At 49.5% G+C, this 24,059-nt stretch carries 24 protein-coding genes and 1 tRNA gene; 9 read left to right on the top strand and 16 right to left on the bottom strand.

The window, feature by feature from the left end; all coding sequences use genetic code 11:
- The first annotated feature begins 53 nt into the window (after window positions 1-53).
- Entirely contained in the window at window positions 54-956 is a 903-nt protein-coding gene (locus tag JI741_RS02095) for a PhzF family isomerase (RefSeq protein ID WP_202006947.1), read from the top strand.
- Between the two features lie 30 nt (window positions 957-986).
- Here the strand turns inward: JI741_RS02095 and JI741_RS02090 are convergent, their stop codons facing one another.
- From JI741_RS02090 to JI741_RS02075, 4 genes are read right to left on the bottom strand one after another with little or no spacing between them, the layout of a single operon-like run.
- Window positions 987-1,736, bottom strand: a complete 750-nt coding sequence (locus JI741_RS02090; protein ID WP_202006946.1) for an ABC transporter permease — start codon at window positions 1,734-1,736, stop codon at window positions 987-989.
- 2 nt (window positions 1,737-1,738) lie between these two features.
- Entirely contained in the window at window positions 1,739-2,584 is an 846-nt protein-coding gene (locus JI741_RS02085; RefSeq protein WP_202006945.1) for an ABC transporter ATP-binding protein, read from the bottom strand.
- A 9-nt stretch (window positions 2,585-2,593) separates the two neighbouring features.
- Window positions 2,594-3,682: an acyltransferase family protein gene (locus tag JI741_RS02080; protein WP_236675835.1), complete on the bottom strand. Its 1,089-nt coding sequence runs from the start codon at window positions 3,680-3,682 to the stop codon at window positions 2,594-2,596.
- 30 nt (window positions 3,683-3,712) lie between these two features.
- The gene (locus JI741_RS02075; RefSeq protein WP_236675834.1) at window positions 3,713-4,291 is read right to left on the bottom strand and encodes an ankyrin repeat domain-containing protein; all 579 of its coding nucleotides are present in this window, start codon (window positions 4,289-4,291) and stop codon (window positions 3,713-3,715) included.
- Between the two features lie 250 nt (window positions 4,292-4,541).
- On the opposite strand from JI741_RS02075, the gene JI741_RS02070 reads away from it, so the two are divergent.
- The 3 genes from JI741_RS02070 to JI741_RS02060 all read left to right on the top strand — a co-directional run bounded on the left by JI741_RS02070 (window position 4,542) and on the right by JI741_RS02060 (window position 8,156).
- The gene (locus JI741_RS02070; protein WP_202006943.1) at window positions 4,542-6,644 is read left to right on the top strand and encodes a helix-turn-helix domain-containing protein; all 2,103 of its coding nucleotides are present in this window, start codon (window positions 4,542-4,544) and stop codon (window positions 6,642-6,644) included.
- A 117-nt stretch (window positions 6,645-6,761) separates the two neighbouring features.
- Window positions 6,762-7,523, top strand: coding sequence for a ThuA domain-containing protein (locus tag JI741_RS02065; RefSeq protein WP_202006942.1), 762 nt, complete (start codon window positions 6,762-6,764; stop codon window positions 7,521-7,523).
- A 78-nt stretch (window positions 7,524-7,601) separates the two neighbouring features.
- On the top strand, window positions 7,602-8,156 hold the full coding sequence (locus JI741_RS02060) for a dihydrofolate reductase family protein (RefSeq protein ID WP_202006941.1): 555 nt from the start codon (window positions 7,602-7,604) through the stop codon (window positions 8,154-8,156).
- Window positions 8,157-8,219: 63 nt separating this feature from the next.
- On the opposite strand, the gene JI741_RS02055 is transcribed toward JI741_RS02060, so the two are convergent.
- The 10 genes from JI741_RS02055 to JI741_RS02010 all read right to left on the bottom strand — a co-directional run bounded on the left by JI741_RS02055 (window position 8,220) and on the right by JI741_RS02010 (window position 17,579).
- Entirely contained in the window at window positions 8,220-10,121 is a 1,902-nt protein-coding gene (locus JI741_RS02055; RefSeq protein ID WP_202006940.1) for a DUF4153 domain-containing protein, read from the bottom strand.
- A 98-nt stretch (window positions 10,122-10,219) separates the two neighbouring features.
- On the bottom strand, window positions 10,220-10,855 hold the full coding sequence (locus JI741_RS02050) for a lysophospholipid acyltransferase family protein (protein ID WP_202006939.1): 636 nt from the start codon (window positions 10,853-10,855) through the stop codon (window positions 10,220-10,222).
- Complete coding sequence (locus JI741_RS02045; RefSeq protein WP_202006938.1) at window positions 10,856-11,809, bottom strand: phosphatidate cytidylyltransferase; 954 nt, start codon at window positions 11,807-11,809, stop codon at window positions 10,856-10,858.
- Between the two features lie 15 nt (window positions 11,810-11,824).
- A complete protein-coding gene (locus JI741_RS02040; RefSeq protein WP_202006937.1) occupies window positions 11,825-12,472 on the bottom strand; it encodes a CDP-alcohol phosphatidyltransferase family protein in 648 nt (215 codons plus the stop codon).
- Window positions 12,473-12,589: 117 nt separating this feature from the next.
- Window positions 12,590-13,381 (bottom strand): NADPH-dependent F420 reductase, encoded by a 792-nt coding sequence (locus JI741_RS02035; RefSeq protein ID WP_202006936.1) that lies wholly within the window; start codon window positions 13,379-13,381, stop codon window positions 12,590-12,592.
- Between the two features lie 214 nt (window positions 13,382-13,595).
- On the bottom strand, window positions 13,596-14,531 hold the full coding sequence (locus JI741_RS02030; RefSeq protein ID WP_202006935.1) for a helix-turn-helix domain-containing protein: 936 nt from the start codon (window positions 14,529-14,531) through the stop codon (window positions 13,596-13,598).
- 275 nt (window positions 14,532-14,806) lie between these two features.
- Window positions 14,807-14,888 (bottom strand) — tRNA-Leu (locus tag JI741_RS02025).
- 304 nt (window positions 14,889-15,192) lie between these two features.
- Complete coding sequence (locus JI741_RS02020) at window positions 15,193-16,404, bottom strand: cation:proton antiporter domain-containing protein (protein ID WP_202006934.1); 1,212 nt, start codon at window positions 16,402-16,404, stop codon at window positions 15,193-15,195.
- A 49-nt stretch (window positions 16,405-16,453) separates the two neighbouring features.
- Window positions 16,454-16,969: an Hsp20/alpha crystallin family protein gene (locus tag JI741_RS02015; RefSeq protein WP_202006933.1), complete on the bottom strand. Its 516-nt coding sequence runs from the start codon at window positions 16,967-16,969 to the stop codon at window positions 16,454-16,456.
- 154 nt (window positions 16,970-17,123) lie between these two features.
- The gene (locus JI741_RS02010) at window positions 17,124-17,579 is read right to left on the bottom strand and encodes an Hsp20/alpha crystallin family protein (RefSeq protein ID WP_202006932.1); all 456 of its coding nucleotides are present in this window, start codon (window positions 17,577-17,579) and stop codon (window positions 17,124-17,126) included.
- A 350-nt stretch (window positions 17,580-17,929) separates the two neighbouring features.
- Between JI741_RS02010 and JI741_RS02005 the strand changes: the two genes are divergently transcribed.
- Window positions 17,930-18,484 carry a hypothetical protein gene (locus JI741_RS02005; protein ID WP_202006931.1) on the top strand — a complete coding sequence of 185 codons (555 nt, stop codon included), beginning with the start codon at window positions 17,930-17,932 and terminating at the stop codon, window positions 18,482-18,484.
- 220 nt (window positions 18,485-18,704) lie between these two features.
- On the opposite strand, the gene JI741_RS02000 is transcribed toward JI741_RS02005, so the two are convergent.
- Window positions 18,705-19,802: an FAD-binding domain-containing protein gene (locus tag JI741_RS02000; RefSeq protein WP_236675833.1), complete on the bottom strand. Its 1,098-nt coding sequence runs from the start codon at window positions 19,800-19,802 to the stop codon at window positions 18,705-18,707.
- 239 nt (window positions 19,803-20,041) lie between these two features.
- Here JI741_RS02000 and JI741_RS01995 point away from each other — a divergent pair, with 239 nt between their 5' ends.
- On the top strand, window positions 20,042-21,487 hold the full coding sequence (locus JI741_RS01995) for an SDR family oxidoreductase (protein ID WP_202006929.1): 1,446 nt from the start codon (window positions 20,042-20,044) through the stop codon (window positions 21,485-21,487).
- 22 nt (window positions 21,488-21,509) lie between these two features.
- Here the strand turns inward: JI741_RS01995 and JI741_RS01990 are convergent, their stop codons facing one another.
- Window positions 21,510-22,202: an SDR family NAD(P)-dependent oxidoreductase gene (locus tag JI741_RS01990; protein ID WP_202006928.1), complete on the bottom strand. Its 693-nt coding sequence runs from the start codon at window positions 22,200-22,202 to the stop codon at window positions 21,510-21,512.
- Window positions 22,203-22,543: 341 nt separating this feature from the next.
- Here JI741_RS01990 and JI741_RS01985 point away from each other — a divergent pair, with 341 nt between their 5' ends.
- From JI741_RS01985 to JI741_RS01975, 3 genes are all read left to right on the top strand, one after another.
- Window positions 22,544-23,113, top strand: a complete 570-nt coding sequence (locus JI741_RS01985) for a Crp/Fnr family transcriptional regulator (RefSeq protein ID WP_202006927.1) — start codon at window positions 22,544-22,546, stop codon at window positions 23,111-23,113.
- 76 nt (window positions 23,114-23,189) lie between these two features.
- On the top strand, window positions 23,190-23,537 hold the full coding sequence (locus JI741_RS01980; RefSeq protein ID WP_202006926.1) for a YciI family protein: 348 nt from the start codon (window positions 23,190-23,192) through the stop codon (window positions 23,535-23,537).
- A gap of 5 nt (window positions 23,538-23,542) precedes the next feature.
- On the top strand, window positions 23,543-23,959 hold the full coding sequence (locus JI741_RS01975) for a hypothetical protein (protein ID WP_202006925.1): 417 nt from the start codon (window positions 23,543-23,545) through the stop codon (window positions 23,957-23,959).
- Window positions 23,960-24,059 lie beyond the last annotated feature (100 nt).

The following is a 24,059-nucleotide window of genomic DNA, read 5'->3' as shown; positions in this document are numbered from 1 at the left end:
GTTGAGCGTATACCTCAGGCGACCACCACTTCCTTTACCAATCAACCCAAATCATGAAAAAGCGGATCACCTATCAAATCGATTCATTCACCAAAGAGAAGTTCAGGGGAAACCCGGCCGGTGTTGTCTTGAATGCCGACGGCCTCACCGATAGTGAGATGCAGGCGTTGGCCCGGGAGTTGAACAACTCCGAAACCGCCTTCCTCTTCCCGCCCGACGCAAGCGACTGCGATTGCATGATCCGCTATTTCACACCCACCATAGAAGTGCCAAGCTGCGGCCACGCCACCATTGCCGCGCTCTATGCCAAGGCCCACGAAGAGCAACTTGCACCCGGCACACTGCGGGCCAAAACAAAAATCGGCGTGCTGCCCATCGAGATTGCACAGCACAACGGCGACTACCAAATCACCATGACGCAGGGGAAGTTTGAACTTGCCCCGCCGCTGAACGATGCCGTGTCGCACGAGCTATTAACGGCCCTTGGACTCGTCGAAGCTGACCGCGATAATAAGTGCCCCATACAAATTGCGTCGACCGGTCATTCCAAAGTGATGATTGGCATCACGTCGCGTGAAAAAATGAACGCGCTAAAACCCAACCTGGCGGCTCTCGCGGAGTTGAGCAAGCGCATTCAATGCAACGGCTACTTTGTGTTCACATTCGACTCTAACAACAGCGACATTCTAACACACGGCCGCATGTTTGCCCCGGCCATCGGCATCAGCGAAGATCCTGTTACGGGAAATGCAAACGGCCCTTTGGGAGGTTATCTGGTGCAGAATAAAATCGCGTCCTATCAGGGCAACACGTTCAAGTTTAACGGAAGCCAGGGCGAGGCCATTGGCAGAAACGGCATCGTGCAGGTGAGCGTGACCGTGGAAAATGAAACGCCCGTGTCTGTTCGTATCAAAGGAGACGCGGTGATAATTTTCAGAACGGAGATAACATTGTGATTCGGTATTGTGTCGTAGGTAATTTCAGCATCAGGCATTCTGAGTTGTCCAGCGAAAGAGGTATGCGCTGAGCGCGAAGAAGAAAACACCGCCGCCAACGGTGATGGCAACCGGTAGCCACAGTTCACTGAATGTGCCGCCTCGCCAAAGCACCGTCTCCATCGCTTTCACGGCCCACGTCACGGGATTGAAATTGGAAGCGTTGCTCATCCACGGCGGCATGAGGGTGATGGGAAACATGATGCCGCTGAAACACGCCAGCAACTGCAACACCGACCAGCTCAACGCACCCGCCGCCCGCTCGGTGTGAACAAAGTTGGCGAGAAACGTCATCAGCCCGGCAAAGAACACGGCGTTCGAAAAACAGATCAGGAGCAGGTTAACATGCGAAGCCGTTTTGATGCCGAACAACACAGACGCAAACACCCACGTTACGAGTGAGCTTATCAGGATAACGCAGACGCAGGCCAGCGCCTTTCCGGCGAGCACGTGAACTTTGTGCACCGGCGCCAGTTGGATTCGGATGATGGTGCCTGAATTTTTTTCGATGGCAAGCGAAGCCACCGACGACGCCACGCCACCAATCAAGCCCCAGAACATCACTTTTGAAAACGCATAGTCATAGCTCGTGATGCCGGTAGAAGATGGGAACGAACGCGAGAACACGGTGCCGATCAACGCCACCAGCATGACGGGCAACGCGAACGTCACAATAAGACTGGTCTTGTCCAGGAAAAGCAATTGCAGATCTTTTCGGGTGAGGGTAATAATTTCTTTCATGATCAGTCTCTTAAATGTTTTCCGGTGATTTTTAAAAACGCTTTCTCCAGGTTGGGGCTCTCCATCTTCAGCGACAGAATTTGTTCTTCGGCATGAATGCGCACAATGGCGTCTACGGGGGCGTCGGTTTCAATTCGGGATCTTCCCTTGGTGGTTTCTACGGTCAGCACGCTTTGGCCGCCGTGTTGGGCAATCAGTTCTTCAACCGTGCCCTTCGCCACCAACTTTCCTTCGTCAAGGATGGCCACGGCGTCACACAGTTGTTGGGCTTCTTCCAGGTAGTGTGACGTGAGCAATATGGTGCACCCTTCGGCTTTCAGTTTTCGAAGGCTGTCGAAGATGGCGTTTCGCGATTGCGGGTCAACGCCCACGGTGGGCTCATCCAGAATTAACAATGACGGATTGTGAAGCAGGGCGATGGCAATGTTGAGCCGTCGTTTCATGCCGCCCGAATAGGTGTTGACGCGATCCTTTGTGCGGTCGGTGAGGTTCACAAGCTCGAACACGCGTTGAATATTGTGCTGAAGATCGCTGCCGTGCAGGCCATAGAGTCTTCCAAAGAAGTTCGCGTTTTCATGAGCCGTCAAGTTTTCATAGAGGGCCAGGCTTTGGGGCACGATGCCGATCAACCTTTTGATGTCGGCGTCGCGGGGCGAACCCGAACCTTGAAGCGTCACGGTTCCGGCATCGGGAAGCAAACCGCCGATGATCATGTTGATGGTGGTTGTTTTGCCAGCGCCGTTTGGCCCGAGCAAGCCAAACAATTCGCCCCGTTGTATTTCTATCGACAGATCGTCGACCACCGTCTTTGCGCGAAAACGTTTTGTTACATGCCTGAGATTTACCATAGTGTTTGTTTAGGCTTGCGCCAGTCCCTGATTGTTTTTGTGGATGATGGGTTGACGCGCCTTTATTTTCAAACCAAACAGCGGCCGCAGAAAAACTACACGGCGAATGATTTCGAATGTGCCAAAGCACCCGGCAAACGTGAACACCAGCACCACCACAAACTTTAGCGGAGCAACCCACGTTAGCGGGAAAATTAACCATGATCCCAGAAAAAGGAAAATCATGTGGAGGATATACACGGGATAGGCCGCCTCACTTAAATACGACAACGCTTTGCTGGACCGGTTGAGGTTTTTACTCCCAAACGCCAGCACGGAAAAAATCCAGACGTTCGATTCCACCGCCAGCAGGAACCCCGGTGTTTTGAATCCAAACACAAAAATGCGGACCACAAAAAGAACCAACGCCAGCACCAGGAACAACCATCGCCACGCGCGCAGCATGTGCCAGAATGATTCGCCACACAGCGAAAAACAAAAACCACAAACGAACGCCAGCAATCCCAACACAAACCCGTGCCACGTCATGGCATAGAGTTCGTAGGGCATGGGTTTTATCACCAGCACTTCGCCCACAAAAAGAATCACAACCGGAGTGAGACCCAACGGACTGCTGAGCATCTTCTTCAACCCCGTCACAAATTTTCCATTCAAATTTTTCTGCAGAGAATAGAACAGCGGCGTCAGTAGAACCGCATAGACAAAAATGTTTCCGAGAAACCACAAGTGTCCTGCGTTGGCCGCGTAGTGGAGATCCCAATGATAGTAGGCTTGAAGGATGATGACGCTGATGGGGAAAATGCACACCATTCCGAAAATATAAGGAACGAGAATGCGAAGCGAGCGCTCAACCATGAGTTCTTTCCAGCTGCGGCGCTGCATGGAAAAATACACACCCATGCCCGACACAAAAAACAGGAACGGAATGCGCCAGATGTTCAGCATGGTCATGGGCAACCACAGCGACGACCACGACTCACCGTTGGTGATGAACCCGATCATGACACCCCACGGTTGAAACCCGATGGCAACATGATAGACCAGCAACAACCCGATGGCGATGACACGGAGCCAATCGATATCGTATCTTCTTTGCAAGACGGACATAGGATTTTTTTTAACGTATGATTATTTCAACATCTCAGCAATGGTGGGCCGTGTCTTTTCGATGTAGGCATAGTCGAGCTTCAACCCCATCGGTTCAAGCACTTTGCCGATCACGTCGTATATATTTTTCGATTCGGCAAAAGAACCCGACACGGTTTGAAGGGCCGTGGCGCCGAATTTATTTTGAATAGACTTGTCGGCATGTTTGTCGAGCAGCAAGCGCACAATTTCGGGACGGCAGAAAAATGCGGCAGAGTGAAGTGCGGTGGAGCCATCGTTGTTCTGGAAGTTGAGGTCGGCACCGGCGTCGATCAGAATTTTGGCTTCTTCCGTTTTTCCAAACACGGCCGCGCTGATGAGCGGGCTCGATCCGCCAAAGGGATCTTTTTCGTTGATGTTGGTGCCGGCGGCAAGGTGTTGTTTCAACGCGGCGTGGTTGCCCGTGAGCACCGCCGTGTGGATGTCTACGTCAGGGGCTTGAACGGTGCTGCTGGTTTTTGAACGGGGTTGGGTGTTGCAGGCAGAAAGGAGCATAGCAACCGTGAGTGCAACAAGGGCGATCATCAGGAGCGCGGGGTGCTGGCGGTTTTCAGTTTTCATGTGTTTCGGGTGTTTGGTGTTTCGGGTAAATTTTATGGAACCAAAGAACGGCCTCACCACCGGCCAGGGCTAAACACTCTTGCACACAAAAGCATCAACTTTGCGGGATTCGATATAAATTATGACGCAGCGATATAAATTTTGATGCAACTGCCCCTCGAAAAGGGTAAATTGAGGCTGTTTGACACCTTGTTAACCCAAGCCTGGCTGGCCACCGAACGAAACGCAAACGTCTGTATGTACCCATTTTTTGAAACATCCCACACTGCAGCTTCCCGCCATGCCTGAATCACCCCAACCCGAAAGCAGTTTCCTGATTGAGCTAACCGCCGTGGTGGAGAAGAACATCGCGAACGAACAGTTTGGGGTTTCCGAACTGGCCGATGCCATGAACATGAGCCGGTCTAATCTGTTGCGAAAGGTGAAAAAGGAAACCAATCTTTCCGTTAGCCAACTCATCAACCAGGTGCGTTTGAAGCGGGCCATGGAATTGCTTCGACAGTCGTCGCTCAATGTTTCTGAAGTTTCGCACCAGGTGGGGTTCAACAGCACATCCTACTTCATCAAGTGCTTTCGCGAATATTATGGCTACCCCCCGGGCGAAGCGGGAAGGCGCGATGTGGTCACGCCCTCAGAAACCGCTGTGCTGCCGGAAACCAACCGCGAAGTGCCACCCCGCCGCCTGACCCGAACAACGCTGGGGCTGATGTTGGCTGTCGGCATTTTGGTGTTGACAGCGGGTGGCTATTTTATCTGGTCCCGCACCAATCACCGCAGCGGCACCGAGGAAATTTCCATCGCGGTGCTTCCCTTCAAAAACGACAGCAACGACTCGTCCAACGTCTACCTCATCAACGGGTTGATGGAGGCCACGCTAAACAACCTGCAAAAGATTGAAGACCTTCGCGTGATCAGTCGCACGTCGGTTGAAAAATATCGCAACGCGTCCCGTTCCATCCCCGAGATGGCGAAAGAACTGAACGTGAAATATTTTGTGGAAGGAAGCGGCCAGAAAATCGGCGACCGCATTGTGCTGAACATCCAGCTGATCGACGGCGAAACCGACAAACACCTGTGGAGCAACCAATACCGCCGCGAAGCAAAAGACATTTTTGAATTGCAGCAGGAGATCGCCAAAAACATCAGCCAGGAAATTGAAGTGATCATCACGCCCGAAGAAGAACGCCGCATCGAAAAGAAACCCACCGACGACCTGGTGGCCTACGACTATTTCCTGAAAGGCAAAGACCTGTTCTATCGCGACGACCTCATCGGCGCCATCCCCTGGCTCAACAAGGCTATCGAAAAAGATCCCAAGTTTTCGCTCGCCTATGCCACGGCCACCATGGTTTATTATTACCTCGACATCTTTGACGTGGAGAAAAAACACACGGCCGACATCGACAACTATGCCGAGAAAGCCATTTTGTATGAAGCCCGGTCAAGCGAAAGCATGATTGCCAAGGCGTTGTCGTTTGCGCAGAAACGACAGTATGAACTTTCCATTCCCTATTTCGAAAAGGCATTGGAATACGATCCGCATTCCGGACTGGTGCTGCACTTCCTCACGGAGTTCTATAACATACACGTGCCCAACCCCGCCAAGTATCTGGAATATGCTATTCAAAAAGTGAAAGCCGACAAGGGTGCCGACTCCGTCACCACGGGCTTCAACTACTTTCACCTCGGCAACGCCCTGCTGCAAAATGGATTTCTGGACGACGCCATGCGCTACGCCACAAAATCGTTGCAGCTCAATGCAAAAGGTTTTTTTGCCGGCTATGTGTACGACTATACGTTTTATGCCAAAGACCGCGACGCCGGAAAAGCCCGCGACCGCCTGCTTGCCCGGTGGAAGAAAGACACCCTGAGGTTTGATGTGCTGCAGGAGGTGGGAAAAATGAACACCATGCTTGGCGACTACAAGGCAGCCACCGCGTGTTACGATCGCGCCGTGGCGCGCATGAACCTCTATCACATGGATATCTTCAAACACGAATACCTGCGGTTTGGCGTGGCCTACGCCCGCACCGGCCAGAAAGAAAAAGCGGAACGATATCTTCAGCAGTTCAAAACCTTTGCCGACAACGACCGCACCATGTATAAGGATTTATACCTCACCACCTACTATGCCTACACGGGCGAAGCAAACAAGGCGATGAAGCTTTTCGAGCGCTTTGCCACACAAGACAACTTCATTTTCTGGGTGTTGCTGCTGCGCATTGACCCCGTTTGCGACGATCTGCGAAAGGACCCGAAGTTCGATGCCGTCATGAAAGAGATTGAACGGAAATACTGGAAGAAACACGCGCAGCTGAACGAACAGTGGGGAGAAGATTTCAGAGACCTGTGAACGGCAACCGCCACCAGCAGCCGGTGCTGCCTAATAAATTTCCGCTGCTCACAAACGCCGATGATATCATCAGAAAAATGTAGTACTTTCCGATAGATCAAGACTTACCCAATTCATATGAACTTCCGCAGAATCATCGTCATTGCCCTGGCCCTCCAGGTCTCACTATGTTTCACCGTTGCAGCACAGAAACAATTCAAGGGGCTGCTGGTCACCACCACCAAAGGATGGCACCACGAATCGTTACACGCCGGCGTGCTGGCCATCCAGCAACTGGGCGTGCGAAACTTCTTCGACGTGGTGTTGTATGAAAATCCCAACGGCTTCACCGATAAATATCTTGAGCAATTTCAGGTGGTCATCTTCCTCAACACCACCGGCGACGTGCTTGACTCGGCCCAGCAAAAAGTGATGGAACGTTTCATCCATTCGGGCAAAGGATTTGTGGGCATCCACAGCGCATCCGACACGGAGTATGACTGGCCGTGGTATACCAAACTTGTGGGCCGCATGTTCCACATTCACCCCGCCATCCAAACCGCCAAAGTGAACATCCTTGACGAAACCTTCCCGGGCCTGCAAGGCTTTGCCGGCGGCAAACTCTGGACCGACGAGTGGTATGAATTTGGCCCCGAAAAAATCGGCGACCTCAAATACATTCTCTCCATCGACGAAACTTCCTATGACCCGAAGGTGCAGTGGGGCGATAAAAAAGCAGTGGGCATGGGCAAATTGCACCCCGTGGCCTGGTATCACAACTACGACGGCGGCCGTTCGTTCTACACCGCGCTGGGCCACGTGCCCACCATCTTTAGCGACCCGGCATTTTTGAATCACCTCTATGGTGGCATATTCTGGGCAGCCACGGGGAAGAAATAATTTCTCCCCGTCGAAAGTCCGGAACGCAACGTCAAAACCATTCGACAGGATTGTTATTAGCTACTAAAACTACTGGCTATGGCAAAACTCATTGCAGGAATCAACATGACACTCGACGGCTTTTGCGACCACACGTCAGCAATTGCAGACGAAGAGCTCCATGATTATTTCACGGCGCTACTGAACAACTCAGGCACGCTTCTCTACGGAAGGATAACCTACCAGCTAATGGAAAGCTACTGGCCCGACGTTGTGAAAAAACCTACCGGAAACAAATCCACAGACGAGTTTGCCGTGGCCATCGAAAACACTCCCAAGGTTGTTTTCTCGCACACGCTCAAGCAGGTTGATTGGAAAAACGTGAGGCTGGCAGCGCGAAGCCTGAAAGAAGAAGTGCTGGAACTCAAAAAACAACCGGGCAAAGACATTCTGGCCGGCAGCCCAAGCATGATCGTGGCGTTGACGAACTTGAATTTAATTGATGAATACCAACTCTGTGTTCATCCGATAGTGGCAGGAAAAGGCCTGCCGTTATTTAAAACCATAAATGACAAGATCATCCTCAAACTGGTGAAGACAAAAACTTTTGGCACCGGCGTGATCATGCTTCACTACGTGCCGACAAAAGGTTGATCTGTTTGGGTGAATGCACCCTGAGGCATCATAGAAAAACGCGTGTTGTTTGACGGTATGGATTTACGGTTTGTGGGGCGCGCGCTTTGTTATCAACAAATCTGCGTCGATACCTTCCACCTGAAGCACATCGCGGGTGGGATAGAGGTAAAGGTTATTGATGTCAAGTCGAACACGCCATTGGTGATTGGAGGAATGCAAAGACATTTGCGAGGCAGGAATATCGCGGGTGCGCTCATGGTTGTAGCGGGAAATCAGCACGGTCATGAGTGAGTCCGTACGCAACACCAGGGTGTCTTTGTTGGCAATGAGCAGGAGCGGGTCAGAGGGGAGTTTGGGAAACACAACATCACAACGTGTTTCCCCTATAAAGAAGTTTTCATCGCTATGCAGGCCGGAGTTCTTTATTGTGTGCATGTAGTCAAAGCCCCTCACATCCACGGCGCGGTCGCTCTGCCTTGGTGTTGAAAAAGAGTAGTACTTGGTTGTTTCCGCCGATCCGTAGAGATACTCATCCTTTAGCCCCATGCTTCTCATATACACTTCGGTTTCGCCAGAACGCCGGTAGCTTTTGGCACTACGCGTTGCCCGGGCAAGGGAGTCAATATCCTGTTGATACCAGGGGCGGAGCAACGTGAAGCCATGATAGTCGTCGAGGTAATCTAATATCGATCTCACCTCGTTGTGCACAGAGTCGGGCATCAGTCCCTCGTTAACGTTCTCGTTGTTGGCCGCGAACAGTCTGTGCAGGCTGTCTTTGCGCCAGATCACTTCCCCTTTTATTTTTCCGTTCTGTAGAATTTTGTATTGCTCCAAGATACCCCTCAGCCGGTTCACCTGGCTGCGTTCGCTCACCGAGAACATGCCCCAATAGCCAAACGTCATTAGCATGAGAATGATGGCAAGCGAAATGGGAATGAATTTGATGTTTTTATTTCCCAGCGAAAAATAGAAACACACGAGGGTGAGCCAGATGCCGAGCAGCACAATGATGTAGCGGTTGATGGTGATGCCATAGTCGTTCACACGCATGCCGATGGCAATGAACAGCAACACCACCAGCGGGAACAATGCGAAATAATAGATCCTCGAAAACTTCTTGATCCAGCCGTTGCCCGGCAAATTTCCATAGGGATGAATGAGCAACAACGTGAGAATGCCCAGCACCGCCACACACGAGATGAGGTAAGATACCAGTCCCTTAGGCCAGCTCCACAGCACCACAATCTTGGCGGCATACACATAGAGAATGATCAAATAAAGAATCAACAAGGGCAGCAACACATACTGCGAAAATATCTTTATGCCTTTGGGGTATTCTTCGACGCCATCTAACGCATTAAAATCGCTTGGAATGCCGGCGATGAAAAACCAGGTGTTAAACAAGCCACCGATCACCACGAACAGATCGAAGAATAGTTTTTCGTGCAGATCGATGTCGAAAAGAAAGTCGAGCGACCCCAAGGCCAGCGCCAGTCCGGCATAGAGGAAACCGGAATACAGCAGGGCGGTGAGAAACCGGATGAAGAGAATTTTGTTGTAGTGCCAGAAGCCATTCAGTTTTCCTTTCTCCAGGAACGGAACCACCGCCACCAGCAAGTGCATCACCACGTTATAGATGCCATAGCGGATGTAGGGAAGCGAATTGTTGATTGGCTCCACAGCGCTGGGCAAGGTGAAGTAGAGCGCCACCAGCACCAGCGCGGCTGCCACGTGAAGCACGACGCGGAGTTTTAGCCCATAGCCCTGCTTGTCGGAAAACACCGTGACACAGAAAAACAGCGAAATGCCAAGCGCGGCACAAAGCATCACATTCACATAGCGGAGATCAAGAACATCAGCATCCAACTCGAATAAGTAGATACCAATCACCACGGCCACCAGCGCCGACAAAAGGGTGATCGGGAAACGTAGGAACGCGCGGCCGGTATTGTGCAACAGGTAGGTAAACGATGGAAGTTTCATAACAGCGTTGGGAGTATGATCGATGAACGTAAAAGTAGAAATCTGTCAGGAGTCAAATCTCTGGAATTAAAAATGAATTTTCTTCACAACACACGAGACTAACGCAGCTTTTCCTGGAGCGCGTTAAAATCATGTTGCATTTTCTCCAGGATGGGTGTCACATCGGCATGGGAAATGATCTGGGGTGTGCCGTACACCAATTGGCAATTGAACGGAACAATGAGGCTGTCTTCTTTGGGCATGGCCTTTCCCATTCCCTTCATGTAGGCGGGCACGTATTTCACCTCGGGTCGCTGCAACAGCACGAGGGCCACGCCAGGCTTGAGGGGTTGCTGCACTTCGGGTTCGCCCCGTGTGCCTTCCGGGAAAAGGATCAGCGAAAAGCCTTTGTCGAGCGCATCCACCATTTTGTGGATCGGGTCGTTTGCGGGATTCTCTTTGTCGCGCTTGCGCTGGATCAGCAACGTGTTCACAAAATAGTTGCTGAGCTTTTCTTTGAACTTTGTTTTTCCAAAATGATCGGCGGCGGCCACCGGTCTCACTTTGTGTATCAGCTGACGCGGAAGCGACGCCATAATGGTCATGGTGTCCAGGTGGCTGTTGTGGTTGGCAATGATGATGAACTGTTTTTCGTTTAGCAGAAACTTGCCGTTGTCGAACTTCACCCCCACAATGATGCGGAGAAAGGCTTTCACCACCACGCCGTAGATAAACTGCAGAACCAGCTTTTTCATCTAGTAGGCAATGTAGTAGATAAGATGAAAGAATGCCGGGGCCGTATAGGCCAGCGAATCGATGCGGTCTAATATTCCGCCGTGGCCGGGAATGGATGTGCCCATGTCCTTCACGCCAATGTCTCGTTTCACCGACGACATCACGATGTCGCCAAAGAAACCCGACACGGCAATGGTGAAACTCACAAACACAACCTGCACGTCGGTGAGCGGCGTGAGGAAGCCGAGAAAGTAGCCAATGATGGTGGTGCTGATAATACCACCCACAAAACCTTCCCAGGTTTTGTTCGGACTCACCTTGGGAATGATCTTGTGTTTGCCAAGCAGTTTGCCCCAGGTGAACTGCATCACATCGTTGATCTCGGTCAGAAACACCAGGAACAACAGCAGCCCTCTGCCGCCACTGCTAAACCCGGCGATGTCGGGCAGCGACAGGAGGTAGGCCATGTGGCTGAGACCAAACACCGTGAGCATCAGTATCCATTGCAACGACGACATCGATTTGATGATGCCGTTTGTGTTTCCTTTCAACACCATGCGCAGCGGAAGAAACAGGAACATGACAATGGGTATAAAAATGATGAAGGCACCATACCACCCGATGTAGGCAAGATAATACTGGATTGGGATGGACACGTAGGCCCAGAAAATGGCGCGACGGTCCGACTCGCGAAACCCCAGCGCCGAATACAATTCGCGAAACGCCACAAACGACAACAGCGCAATGGCCACATACGATATGGTGCTGTTGATGAGCGTGGCACCGAGCACCAGGGCGGCCATGATCCACCACGACTTGGTGCGGGCCTTCAGCTCGGCCAGGTTTGCCTGCGGTTTGAGCTTGCCCACCACAAAGAACAGCAGGGTGGCAAACGCCAGGATGCCGAAGATGACGATGACGACGATCCGCAGATCTTTATTCTCAATGAAATCGAGGCGAAGAATTTTTTCCATGAGGTGTGTGGGGCGTTAGGAGACAGCGTTCTTCTGCAGGTGAATAAATATTTTGGCCAACCGGCGATAGCACGTAATGATCAGGCCCACGTTCATGACCATGAGCAGGTAATAAAATACGGGCCCATACCAGATGCCCACAACGCAGCCAACGGTGATCAGCGCCATGCGATGTTGTTTGGCCATGGGGCCGATAAAAAAATGCCCGCAGTGCAACGAGGCCCCTAGTGTGCGGATGTAGGCGGTGGCAATGGAAAGGGCAATGGCCCAGTAGGCCAGGTCCATGCCATAGGCCATGTGTTTTGCCAGAAGACCGACTCCGAAAATAATCAACGTGTCGGTTATCCGGTCGGGCACTTCATTGAAGATGCCGCCCACGGCCGACTTCTTGTTGTGCTCAACGGCCACCATGCCATCAAGCAGGTTCATGATAAGGCGGCCCTGAATTCCGGCCACGGCCAGCAACATGTTCACAAAATGCAATCCCACCCCGCGATAGTCGAGGTAGAACGCAACGAGCGAAACCAGTGCGAACGCAATGCTGAGAACGGAAATGACGTTGGGCGACAACCCTTGTTTGGCCAGAAAGGCAGCGGTTTGTTTGGCCCAGCCCGAGTCGCGAGATGCAATGGGGCGGCGGCTGTCCTGGTCGGGAGTCATCATACGGGAAAGATATTATGCTTTTTTGAGTCTTTCACGTTTCGTGTGCAAAATCTGTTACACAACAAAAAGCCCCGCGTGCTGCGGGGCCTTGTCCTTCAGAGAAGCGTGCAAAGTCCTTTAGCTGGCGCTGTCGGCTTTCTCTAAAATCGCGTTGTGCTGTTTCGGATTGGTGGGGAATAGCGAGCGGAGAATTGTCAGGATTTCTTCGTGCGTGGGGGTGGCTGTTAGTCCCGTAAAGATCTCCATCGATTTGTCTCTCAAGCTAGCACCTTTTCCTTTGATGCCGTCTTTGTCAACCAAGGCTTGTTTGAGTTCGCTTGCATTCAGTTCTGTGCAATAGCCAGGCATGCCGGGCTGATGTCTCCACGATTCTGACAAGCTACCGTTGTCCACCGGATCAAAGCCGGCATCGTCAACGAGTGTTGAAATGACCCGCCTTGCTTTTTCATCATCGCCAGAAATGGCCATGGCTACTCTTTCCGGTTCACCTTTAGCTTTTCCTGAATGTTCAAGGGAGTGCGCAAGTAAATTATTGAAAGCTTTAATCACCGGCCTGCCAAGCTGTTCAGAAACCCAGACGCTTTCCAATTTCTCGTTGAATACGTTCATCTCGCCATCGCGCGTAGGGTAGTGGTTGCTGGTGTCAACAACAATGACGTTGTCGGGCACGCCGCTAAACAAATCTTTAGGCAGCTCCGCGATGGCGTTGGTTGGAATGGATACGATCACTACGTCTACTCCCGACACAACCTGCCGAAGACTGGCGTGAGCCACCCCAAGCCTGGCTGCCGTGTTTGCAAGTTCGTGCTCCGCAGATGCGTTTGTTACCTTAACGTCATGACCTGCCGCGGCCAGTTTCTTTGCCAGGGTGCCGCCAATGGCACCGGTTCCAATTATTCCGATTTTCATATGTATGGTAATTATTAATAGTTTCTTCTGCCGTAGTGAACATGTTTTCCGACATGGCGAGAGCATAGATCATCGTGCCCACAAATCTCCCTGCCAGTGGGTTGGCAGCAGACAAGTGGCGGTGATGCCTTATTGGTGTCGGATATTCACAGGCACAAAGGTATGCCCCGGCCCGGCGACAGAAGTTTTTAGATCAAATGGAAAGTTATGAGAATCAAATATTTTTGATCCTGGAAGGGGAGGTGTTTCCTTTGCTCCGAAAAGATTTGGGCGTTTCTTTTGTGTGTCGTTTGAAGAACGTAATAAAGTTGGAGGGGTATTCAAATCCGAGCATATACCCGATCTCGGAGATGTCGGCATTGCTGTGTTTTAATAATGCCTTGGCTTCGGTGAGCACGCGCGAAGCAATGATCTCAGAAGTCTTTTTTCCGGTCACTTCTTTCACCGTGTGGTTAAGGTAGTTGACGTGTATGGAAAGTTCGCGGGCAAAATCATTCGGTGTTTTTAGAACGAGAGAATGTTCTACTGAATCGATCGGGAACTGTTTTTCGAGGAGGTTCAAAAAATTTGAGATCAACCGTATGGCGGCGGGTTTGTTGGCAGATGTTTTCTCGGCAGCATTCTGAAACTGGTAGGCCTTTTGCAAAAGCAATTGGAGGTAGGTCGCTATGGTTTCATATCTATAGTGATAGTCGCTCTTTATTTCCAGGCACATGCGTTCAAAAACAAACCGCACGTCTTCCGATTGTTCGTCGTTGAGCGCAAACACAGGGCTTGTGTTTGGGGCAAACAATGCAGACTTCTGAAAATAATCTTTGTTCAGTAGTTTGGTTTGAAAGTGATTGTCGAAATAACAATAGTAGGATGGTCTTTCTTCCAGCAAGGCCTGCCAGAAATAGGGCACGGTCGGGTTAAAGAAAATCAACACTGTGCCGTTGATTTCGATGTATTCATCTTTTATCTGAAGTATGCCCGTTCCCGAGATCAGCGAAATCTTGTAGAAGTCGCTTCGGTGCATGGGCTGCGTGCGTTCATAAATTTCAGATCGGTTAAAAACATTAAAATGATGGACCTGCGACAAGAGCAGGTATTCCTCATAACACTCCGGGTTGGCGGCCAATAACTCCTTCAGATCATGTATTTCTTGCATTTTGCAAAGTTATTTAAATCAAACAACATCACATCTGGGTTTCTACCTGTAGAAATGTGTGGTGGTTTTGTCGCCGCAGACCGTGGGGCACAGCAATGCCTGGTTATAGGGCACAGCAGAAAGCTGTAAACGCATCGCTGTTTCGTTGTTGTAAAGCGTAGACCGAATGTCTACACAGCAGGCGGGTGTATGGAAAATGTATGCCTTTTATTGGCAATGGACTAAAAAGAAAAATCCCGAATCAATGATCCGGGATTTCACAAGTACATTTGGAGTACCAAAGGTGGGAATCGAACCCACACACCTTTCGGTACACGATTTTGAGTCGTGCGCGTCTACCAATTCCGCCACTTTGGCTTTTCACTTTGTTTCCCAAAAACATCGAAATTCAGCTAATTTCGAAGATTCTTTTCGCCTCCGGAGTCCCTTCGCTTTCGCATAGTTTGTCCCCCGGCTGGGCAAGTGCGGGGGCAAATGTAGAACAAAGTTTTAAATATTCATTGTCTCCGCGAAAATCCGGTGCAAATTTTACTGTGTAAATATTACAGCAGATTGATGGCTAAAAACACCCTTGACTTTCTGGGACTTGTCTACGGTCTCAGAAATTCGTCCTCCCATAAGGGCGACAGAATACGCTGTCTTTCGGCCTCAATAATAGTTTCTAATTTCGGCTGTTTTCCGTGAAAAAGCGCGTTGTCTTCAAGGTTTCTGAAACGTTGCGAAACAAAAAGCTCCGGATAACGCTTATCCACCCCGAGGACAGTAGCATCGATACCGAGACCACCGCCAATGTCAATTGAAAGGAAAAGTCATCAACCAGTTTAAGGCTTTTGGCTACCGTGCACAGCACAAGACTGAACTCACCGATTTGAGATAGTAATGCACCGGCATATAGGCTGTTTTTCCAGCTCTCCTTCAGAAGCCTGAACACACACGCGTTGATCAGACTGTTGATACCGAATATGAGTATTACCAGCGCCGAGATGAGCGCACTATGCGCCTTGACAAAACTCCAGTCCAATTGCAGGCCAATGGATAAAAAGAAAAGTGAGAGAAAGAATACGCGGAAGGGTATCAAGGTCCGGTCAAGCCATTTCATGGATTCATTTTGCGAGATAATAACACCCGCGAACATCGCGCCCATAGCCGCCGAAAGATGCAAGAGGCTGGTCATCCAGGCAAATCCGAAGCACAGCAATAATCCGATAAAAACCTGCAACTCGTGGTCCGGCTGGAAAGTAGAGAGGCTGAGCGGCAATACTTTCCTTTTCAGCACAACCATTCGCAACAACGCGACAAATACAAGGGCGATGAACACACCCAGGATTAATTGTCCAATATTCGATTCCCCTTTTGCCAGAAAATTCAGCACCATAATCATCGGTACAATCAGGAAATCCTGGAGGATCAATATGCCTGTCGCGAGATTACCCAGTCGCGAATTGATTTCCGTGTTCTTGTGCAGGTATTCCAGTATGATGGCAGAGCTGCTTAGGCTGATGATGAAGCTGAATAGGACAATCTGACCTGTAGCCCATCCGAGCTGATGACCAATCATGGCAATGAAAATAAAGCTTAACAGAAGCTGAACAGACACGCCAATAGCGGAGATCCGGATATTTTTCATCAGCGCAGGCACTTCAATTTCCGCGCCGATGAAAAACATTTGCATGATCAGCCCAAGCGATCCAATTTGAGCAATGGTGGTAACGTTGGTAAAAAGTTGCAGACCATGCGGTCCGAGTAAAATTCCGGCAATGATGTAGGCACTAAAGTAAGGTTGACGGAAACGCTTCAACAGCCAGCTCAATAACAGGATCGTGAGAAGCATTCCCACAATGCCTTTTAACAAATGTTCTCCGGGGTCAAGCAAGGGACGACAGGGTTGAATGTTACGGATTCATCTGCTTTCGCATTCCGGACTAGGAATATTTAATTGATCTGATGGGGACAGTTTTTCCAGAGCCCAATTTGGACTTTATCTTGTCCCACAATGTGTTCATTCGCCAGTTGTCTTTACCGTTATTTTCTTGTCCACGAACTTTGATTACGGTATTGCTTTTTTTGGTTTTTATTTTTTCGAGGTTGATGGTAAGAAGGCCATTCCGGCATTTTGCCTGAACACGATCTGTGTCAATACCCACAGGGAGAACAAAGGAGTACTTAAGGGCTTCGTGCCTGATTGCGCGTGGATATTCGAGATCGGTAGGTTGTCCCTTTGTTGAGATGACGAGTACGTTATCCTCAATATGGACATCTAGATCCTCTCTGCTCATTCCAGGCACCGGTACGCTCACCGTAAAGCTGTCTGGTTTTTCAGACAATTGCGTGCTCAACAAAACGTGAGATCCACCGAGGCGCTGGTGTCCCAATTCGACATCGGCTACATCGTTGAGAAGGTGCGATAAAGAATGAATGGGTTTGAAAATTGTTTTCATAGGTTGTCACGTTAAAAATGATTTTTAAGAAAACAAGTAAAATCAAGGATAGTGTGGAATGATCAGGAGGAGAATAGCATGGAGCCGTGGGATTGTCATGCCACAACTATCCAGGATTTAGTCAAGAAGTTACACCGGCAGTTTGCCCTGTCGGTTAGCCAATCGTGATTTGCTTGACCGGCTTCACTTTCGCTTCGTCTTTCTTGGGAACGGCGATGTGAAGAATGCCGTCGGCGTAGCGCGCAGATATTTTTTCGCCTTCCACTTTGTTTTCAGGCAATGTGAAACTGCGTTGGAAGGACTGATAGTTGAACTCTCTGCGGGTATAGTTTCCGCTTTCAGCATGCTCTTCATGCTTTTCTTCCCGCTCGGAAGAAATCGTAAGCACATTGTTGTCCAATTCTACTTTGAACTCATCGCGCTTCATGCCCGGAGCGGCAACATCAATGACGTACTCTTCATTGGTTTCCCGCACGTTCACTGCAGGCAAGGTGGCTGAATAGTTTCGATTGGCCAATGTGGAATCCGCCCAATCCCGGTTAAAAAAATCTTCGAGTAATGAAGGAAGGGATGGAAACAAAGTAGCATTTTGTCTTACTAAGGTTTTCATAACTTGGTTCTCCTTTCAGATTTAGTTAAACATGTTACGTTAAGATTTGTGTTGTTTGTATGAGAATCGCGATTCGGTTTTTCGTTTTTCAAAATATATGCCTCTCCGTTTCGCCGCTGAAAATCGGCAGAAAAAACTGTCAAAAATTCAGAATTTTCCCCTGACTTAGTCCCGATTGACGCCGCACAGTCATAAAAAAACTGACATTTTTTAATTCTCCGTTCGTGTCAAAAAGACATAATCGCCACCGGTAAAGCGGACATGACTAGCGTGTGAGTTGCCGGAGTGCAGCGTAAGGAATTTGCATAAAAGTTGTTGGGGCATTTTTGCAGTTGAAAATTCTAAAGGCTATGAAATCAATTTTGAAAGGGGGCGCGGTTTCTGCCAGGCTGGAGGCCGCCCATCAAATTAACGCAAGGAGTGTCCATTCAGGAACACTCGGTCTCGCCATCGCGATCGTAACACTCCTGCTCTCTTCTTGTAACGGTAATGATAGCAGGCAGGCTGCTGAGTTGAAAAAGCATCCTGCCGATAGTCTCGCCAAACCAAAGGTTGACATTAAGGTCAATAGGCGCTATGATGAGAAGGGAAACATGATTGGGTTCGATTCAACCTACACATCGTATTACTCAAACATAAGCGGGGATACAGCCCGAATGGATAGCCTGATGGGAAGCTTCGATCGCTACTTCAGAGCAGACCATTCTTCTTTCTTCCGGAATCAGTTTGATCCTTTGTTCTTTACCGATTCTACGCGCTATCCCGATTTCTTTCATGATGATTTCTTTATGCGGCGCTATGAGCTAAACGATCCTTATTTCAGGAACATGATGCGCGATATGGATTCCATAAAGAATAGCTTTTACAAGGAGCACCGTGAGGCTAATAAGAAACCGGTGAAGTAGGCATAAGGTTGCCTGAACACCCATTGAAATGCCAATCGCGAACGGGATAATGGTATTCGCGGGTTGACTTTGCCAAAAGCAGCCGGGCGTCGTAAACGACACTCCCCCGTGGCGGAAGCCTTTCTCGCATCCGTGAAAAAAGAACGGGACAATATTGTTCAGAACAAATTCGATTGGTATGAACAGTATTAACCGTTTTACAATGGCCTCCAACACCGAATTAGGACAAGTCGTCTGGCCAATTCTTTGCCTTTGAATTGCACAGCTTCCAGAATGAAGAAAACGAAGGATAATAGCCCGTCACCTGAGGATAGAGCCATTCACGGTTGTCCTTAACTCCCGGATAATGAGTAAAGGCTGGATGTTCTTTCGATACGAATACGCTTTCTCGCGCGATGGAATCCTGATAGAAAGCCTGCAGGTCGGCAATTTCACCGATCATCCATTGGAGGCCCTTGATGTTTTTTGAGAGTGATAGAATAAAGTCAACGACCTTTTCACTCACTGGATATTTCTGAAAGTGTGACGGCTCCAATAACAAAATCCGATTGACATCTTCCGATTTTCGCCATAGCGGATCGAGATTATAGGAATTGTAAAGTAAGGTTGGTTTTGAAACATCAATGCGAGGTTTGGGTATGGAAGGAAGTCGTGTGCCTAGTTCCCAACGGAAGATGGATTTTAATTCCGGAGGAGAAAATCCGAACGCTAATGTTTCTGTGGCTCTATCCAGAAAAGTGTTTTGCTGATAGTGGTTTGTATACCGATTTATGTTTTCCTGGTTGCAGTAATATTTTTTGTTGGCAAACGCACCAGCGACCCATTGCCAGCTGAGCATATTACTGGCCAAATCTCCATCCAGCAGGTGTGCATACATCCAGCGCGATGGCATCAGCCAATGAGCCTGGCCGATATTGCAAGCGATGCTCGCGATATACATACGCACGTGGTTGTGAAGATAGCCCGTCTTGTAAAATTCTTGGATAGAATTGTCGATGGCGTCGATGCCGGTCGTTGCGTTTGCAATGGCGTCGATCATTTGGCGATGCACTACATTAGTCTGAGGCTGCTTCACATCTTCGAATATAGCGGCGCCTTTCGACTGCCAAACGCGTTGAAAATATTCGCGCCAGGCCAACTCCTGCAAAAACTTTTCGATTTCTCCGGGAAGAAATCCTTTTGCCAGAATAGCCTCTTGGACTTGCCGCACGCTGATGACACCGCGGGAAATATAGGGCGATAAATACGTTACGGCGCCATGGGTATAGTTTCGTGTTTTTCCATATTGGATTGGGTCGATCTCATCGATCCTTTCCATGATTGATCCGTAGGCGGTGGGAAATTTAGTGGACATACGTCAAGCTCCGGTGTGTGTGCTTTTTAAGACGTAACAAAGGAGTGTGCGTAATGTTATCAACGCGTTCGCGCCGGAACAATATGCATGCGTCGTTGTTAAACCGCTGACCGCGTTCAGTGCATATCAACTGTTTTTGATCGTTATCGGGGGCGATTTCAAAACGCGTTTGAGCCGTGCAATTCAACATGCGGCAGCGGCCTATGAGAATACTACTTACCGGTTCCACGGGATACATCGGCAGGCGCTTGCTTCCCGTGTTGTTAGACCTGGGGCATTTTGTGATTTGTCTGATTCGTCATCGGCGGAAATTTGATTGGGAAGCTTTTCCGGAGGGTACGTTTCAAAACATCGAGGTTATTGAATGCGACTTGCGCGACGGTGACGCCCTGGCTGCAATTCCGCCTGACATTGATGTAGCCTTCTACCTGGTTCATTCCATGAGTTCCAGCGTTTCAGATTTTCAACAGGCAGAGACGCTGTCGGCCACCAACTTTGCACGTCGTTTGAGCAACACAAGGGCTCGGCAAATTATTTACCTCTCGGGAATTAGCAACGGCACCGCGCTATCGGAACATCTGTCATCACGCAAGAGCGTGGAAAGTATTCTTCGCCAATCGGGAGTTTCCCTCACCGTGCTCCGCGCCGCCATCATTATCGGGTCGGGCAGCGCATCGTTCGAAATCATCCGCGATCTGGTAGAGAAACTGCCGGTGATGGTGGCACCGCGCTGGCTGAAAACGCGCTGTCAGCCAATCGCTATACGAAACGTTCTGGAATATCTGGTGGGCGTGATGCTAAAGGATGAAGCCATGGGAGAGACCTTCGACATTGGGGGCACAGAAATACTCACCTACCGCCAAATGCTCTACACCTATGCCCGTGTCCGGAAGCTCAGACGGCTTATCATCACCATCCCTGTGCTTACGCCACGGCTCTCATCGCTGTGGCTGGTATTTGTAACCTCGACATCGTATTCCCTGGCAAAGACGCTGGTGGATAGCATGAAAAATGAAGTGATCTGCGAGGACACGCGCATCCGCATGCTGGTGAACACCACCTTGTTCAATTATACCGAAGCCTTGCAATTGGCTTTCGATAAGATCAGCCATAAAAATATCATATCCAGTTGGAAAGACTCGCTTTATCTGGACACCGGTGAGCGCGACATCATGGACAATATGGAAGTTCCTTCTCATGGTGTACTTACCGACAGGCGTGAAGTGAAATTTACGCGGCCGGCCGAGGAAGTCATTTCCAATCTCTGGTCCATCGGCGGACAACGCGGCTGGTATTTTGGGAACTGGCTATGGAAAATCCGCGGCTTCGCCGATACCGTGGTGGGAGGCGTCGGACTGCGGAGAGGACGAAGAAGTGAATTTGATCTAAAGACCGGAGACGCCCTCGATTTTTGGAGAGTGCTGCTTGCCGATCGATCGAGCGGGAGATTGATTTTGTATGCCGAAATGAAACTTCCGGGTGAAGCCTGGCTCGAGTTCACCATCAAAAAAGACAATGACGTAAATAGACTTATTCAAACAGCCACCTTCCGGCCCCTGGGGCTTTGGGGTCGGATTTATTGGTACAGCGTATGGCCATTCCACGGACTTATTTTTCCACGGTTAGCGAAGGCGTTGACTTCTAAGTGATACGCACGTTCGCTTTCTAAAATCAGTTTCTGATAAAATTCATTCCGCCATCAACGCCCACAATTTGGCCGGTCATCCAACTCGACTCGTCTTGCAAAAGAAATTTAATAACCGTGGCAACGTCCTCGGGTTGTCCTATTTTTCGTAATGGATTTCTTTTTGCTACCTGTTCCCGTTTTTCCAGGGAGTCGAGAAATTTTGCTGCCAGTGGCGTGTTGACCATGGAGGGCGCGACACAGTTCACGCGAACGGCAGGGGCCAGTTCTGCGGCCAACGCTTTGGTCAGTCCTTCAACGGCAGCCTTTGCCATGGCGATGGAAGCGTGGAAGGGCAATCCGACTGACGCGGCCACCGAGCTGACGAAAACGATTGACGGGTCATCCGTGCGTTTCAGATTCGACAGATAATGTTGTGTGAACAGGGCAGCCCCTAAGGCATTCACTTGAAAATCCTGTAGAAAGTCGCCCGGACTGAGGCGGGAAAATGATTTCAGGTTTATGGTCCCGGGAAAATATACCAGTCCGTTTAGGGGACCCTCCAGGAGTGGGAAATTATCCCTGTCATAGTGTGTGACGGTGTGAAAACTTGAGTACAATCCATTATCCGGTTTTGTGCTAAGTCCAATAACGGTGTGGCCGTCCCGTTGAAGAATGGTTGCTGTTTGAGTGGCGATTGCACTGCAGGCTCCGGCGAAGAGAAAAGTCTTTTGTTCCATGATTGCGTTTTGACCACACTATAACGCGAAGACGTGGTAAGTGTTCGGAAACCTTTCTTCAACATTGCTGTTTTAGAATGCATGCCAAGCAAGGACGCTTAACGGAACGAAACAGAAGTCAATCTGAATGCGAGCTTTCATGAACGCGATTAGGTGAATGCTTCTTTAAGATTTCGACCTCTGTGGTTCTAATTGTGCTGCCGTATTTGGCGCTATCGCGACTTTATGGTCAGGAGCAGTAAGCATAGAAATATGTTTTCATTGATGATGTTAAGATCATGTAACAAATTTTAACATCCGTTGTTAAAAAACGAAACCACGATGAATCAAGTCCCACTTCTATGATCGACAATCTCCGGCAACATATCATCAATCGAGTAGGAAAAAAGCCCGATAACCTGGAGCATGTATTGGATCATTTTGAAGAGTTCAGTGGCGAGCGTGGACAACATTTGCTCGTGCAAGGGGACGTTTGCAAGCACGTATATTATATTGCAGCGGGTTGCATTCAGGTTTATATTATCGACAGACAGGGCCAGGAATCGACACGCGAATTTTATGTGGAAGACCAATGGGTGACGGATATTTTCGGATTTCAGAATCAGCTGCCTGCCAATGAGTCCATCAAGTGTGTGGAGGCTTGCCGCTTGCTTCGGATCCATTATGATAGCTTTCAATTGCTTTCACAGCAGGCTCCACAGTTTGCAGCGATCTACAAAGAAATTCTGGAAGTCTCCTACAACAACACCGTTTACAGGGTCAATGCATTAACGGCCATGAACGCGTTGGAACGCATCAGGTGGCTCATGGAAAATAAGCCAAAAATAATGACAAGGTTGTCCAGTAAACTGATTGCGTCCTATCTGGGCATCAGCCCCGAAACCATGACCCGCCTGAAGTCCAAACTATAAAGTCTTGACATTTGTCAAGGACTGTCTCCCGACTCTTGCCCAATTTTGATTCAGTTAACTACTAAACATCAAAATTATGAAAGAGTATCTGTTGCTGTTCTGGAATGAGTCAGGCGAGGGGAAGTACCAGCTTGATCCCGAAAAAATGAAAACCGCTATGGCCGCGTGGCAAAATTGGATTGGTAATATCGCCATGCAGGGAAAACTTATTTCCACAAAGCCCATTCAGTGGGAGGGTGTCACCGTGGGTAATGCCGGGGTGTCCAATGAGCCTGCCATTAAGGAAAAACAAATGGTCACGGGCTACATGATTTGCAAAGCCAACGATGTAGAAGAAGTGCAGGCCTGGGCAAAGAACTGTCCCATTCTGCAGAGTCCCGCAGGATTTACAGAGGTCCGGGAAGTTTCACCTTTTGAAATGTAAGTCCTATGAACAAGATCTTGGCGATAGGACGATACCTTTTCCCGCTTTCGTTTCTCATGTACGTGGGCTTGCACCTGGGCAAGCCCGAAGTGGGTGCTGCCTTCGTTCCAGACTACATTCCCTTTCCGTTGTTCTGGAACTACTTTACGATGGTGTGTATCGTATTGTTTATCATCAGTGCTGTGATTGGAAAATACGACAAGCTCAGCTACGCCTTAATGGCATTATACGTGGTCTTCATGGCCTTGCTTGTTCATATCCCGCGGGCTATGGGCCACGAGTTGGGTGTGGAAACCATGACGGCGGACCTGGCCAGAGAGCAGGAACTTGAAATGGTTAATGTTTTTCGTAACGTCATGGTAGCCGGTGCCTTGCTGGGGTTTTCAAGGTTCGTAGCCAGGGACAGCCGAATAATCGGGTAACCGCTTTTTGAATGAAATCGGCCGGCGCTCTTTAATGAGTCAATTTTGTTTTGAAACGTATGGTTGAAACTGTTGATACTGCCGGCACCGGCCGGCATCG

Origin of the sequence: Chryseolinea lacunae (genome assembly GCF_016735595.1) — a bacterium.
GTDB lineage: Bacteria > Bacteroidota > Bacteroidia > Cytophagales > Cyclobacteriaceae > Chryseolinea > Chryseolinea lacunae.
Note: the sequence above shows the minus strand (reverse complement) of the source record. Positions and strands in the feature narration are given on the sequence as shown.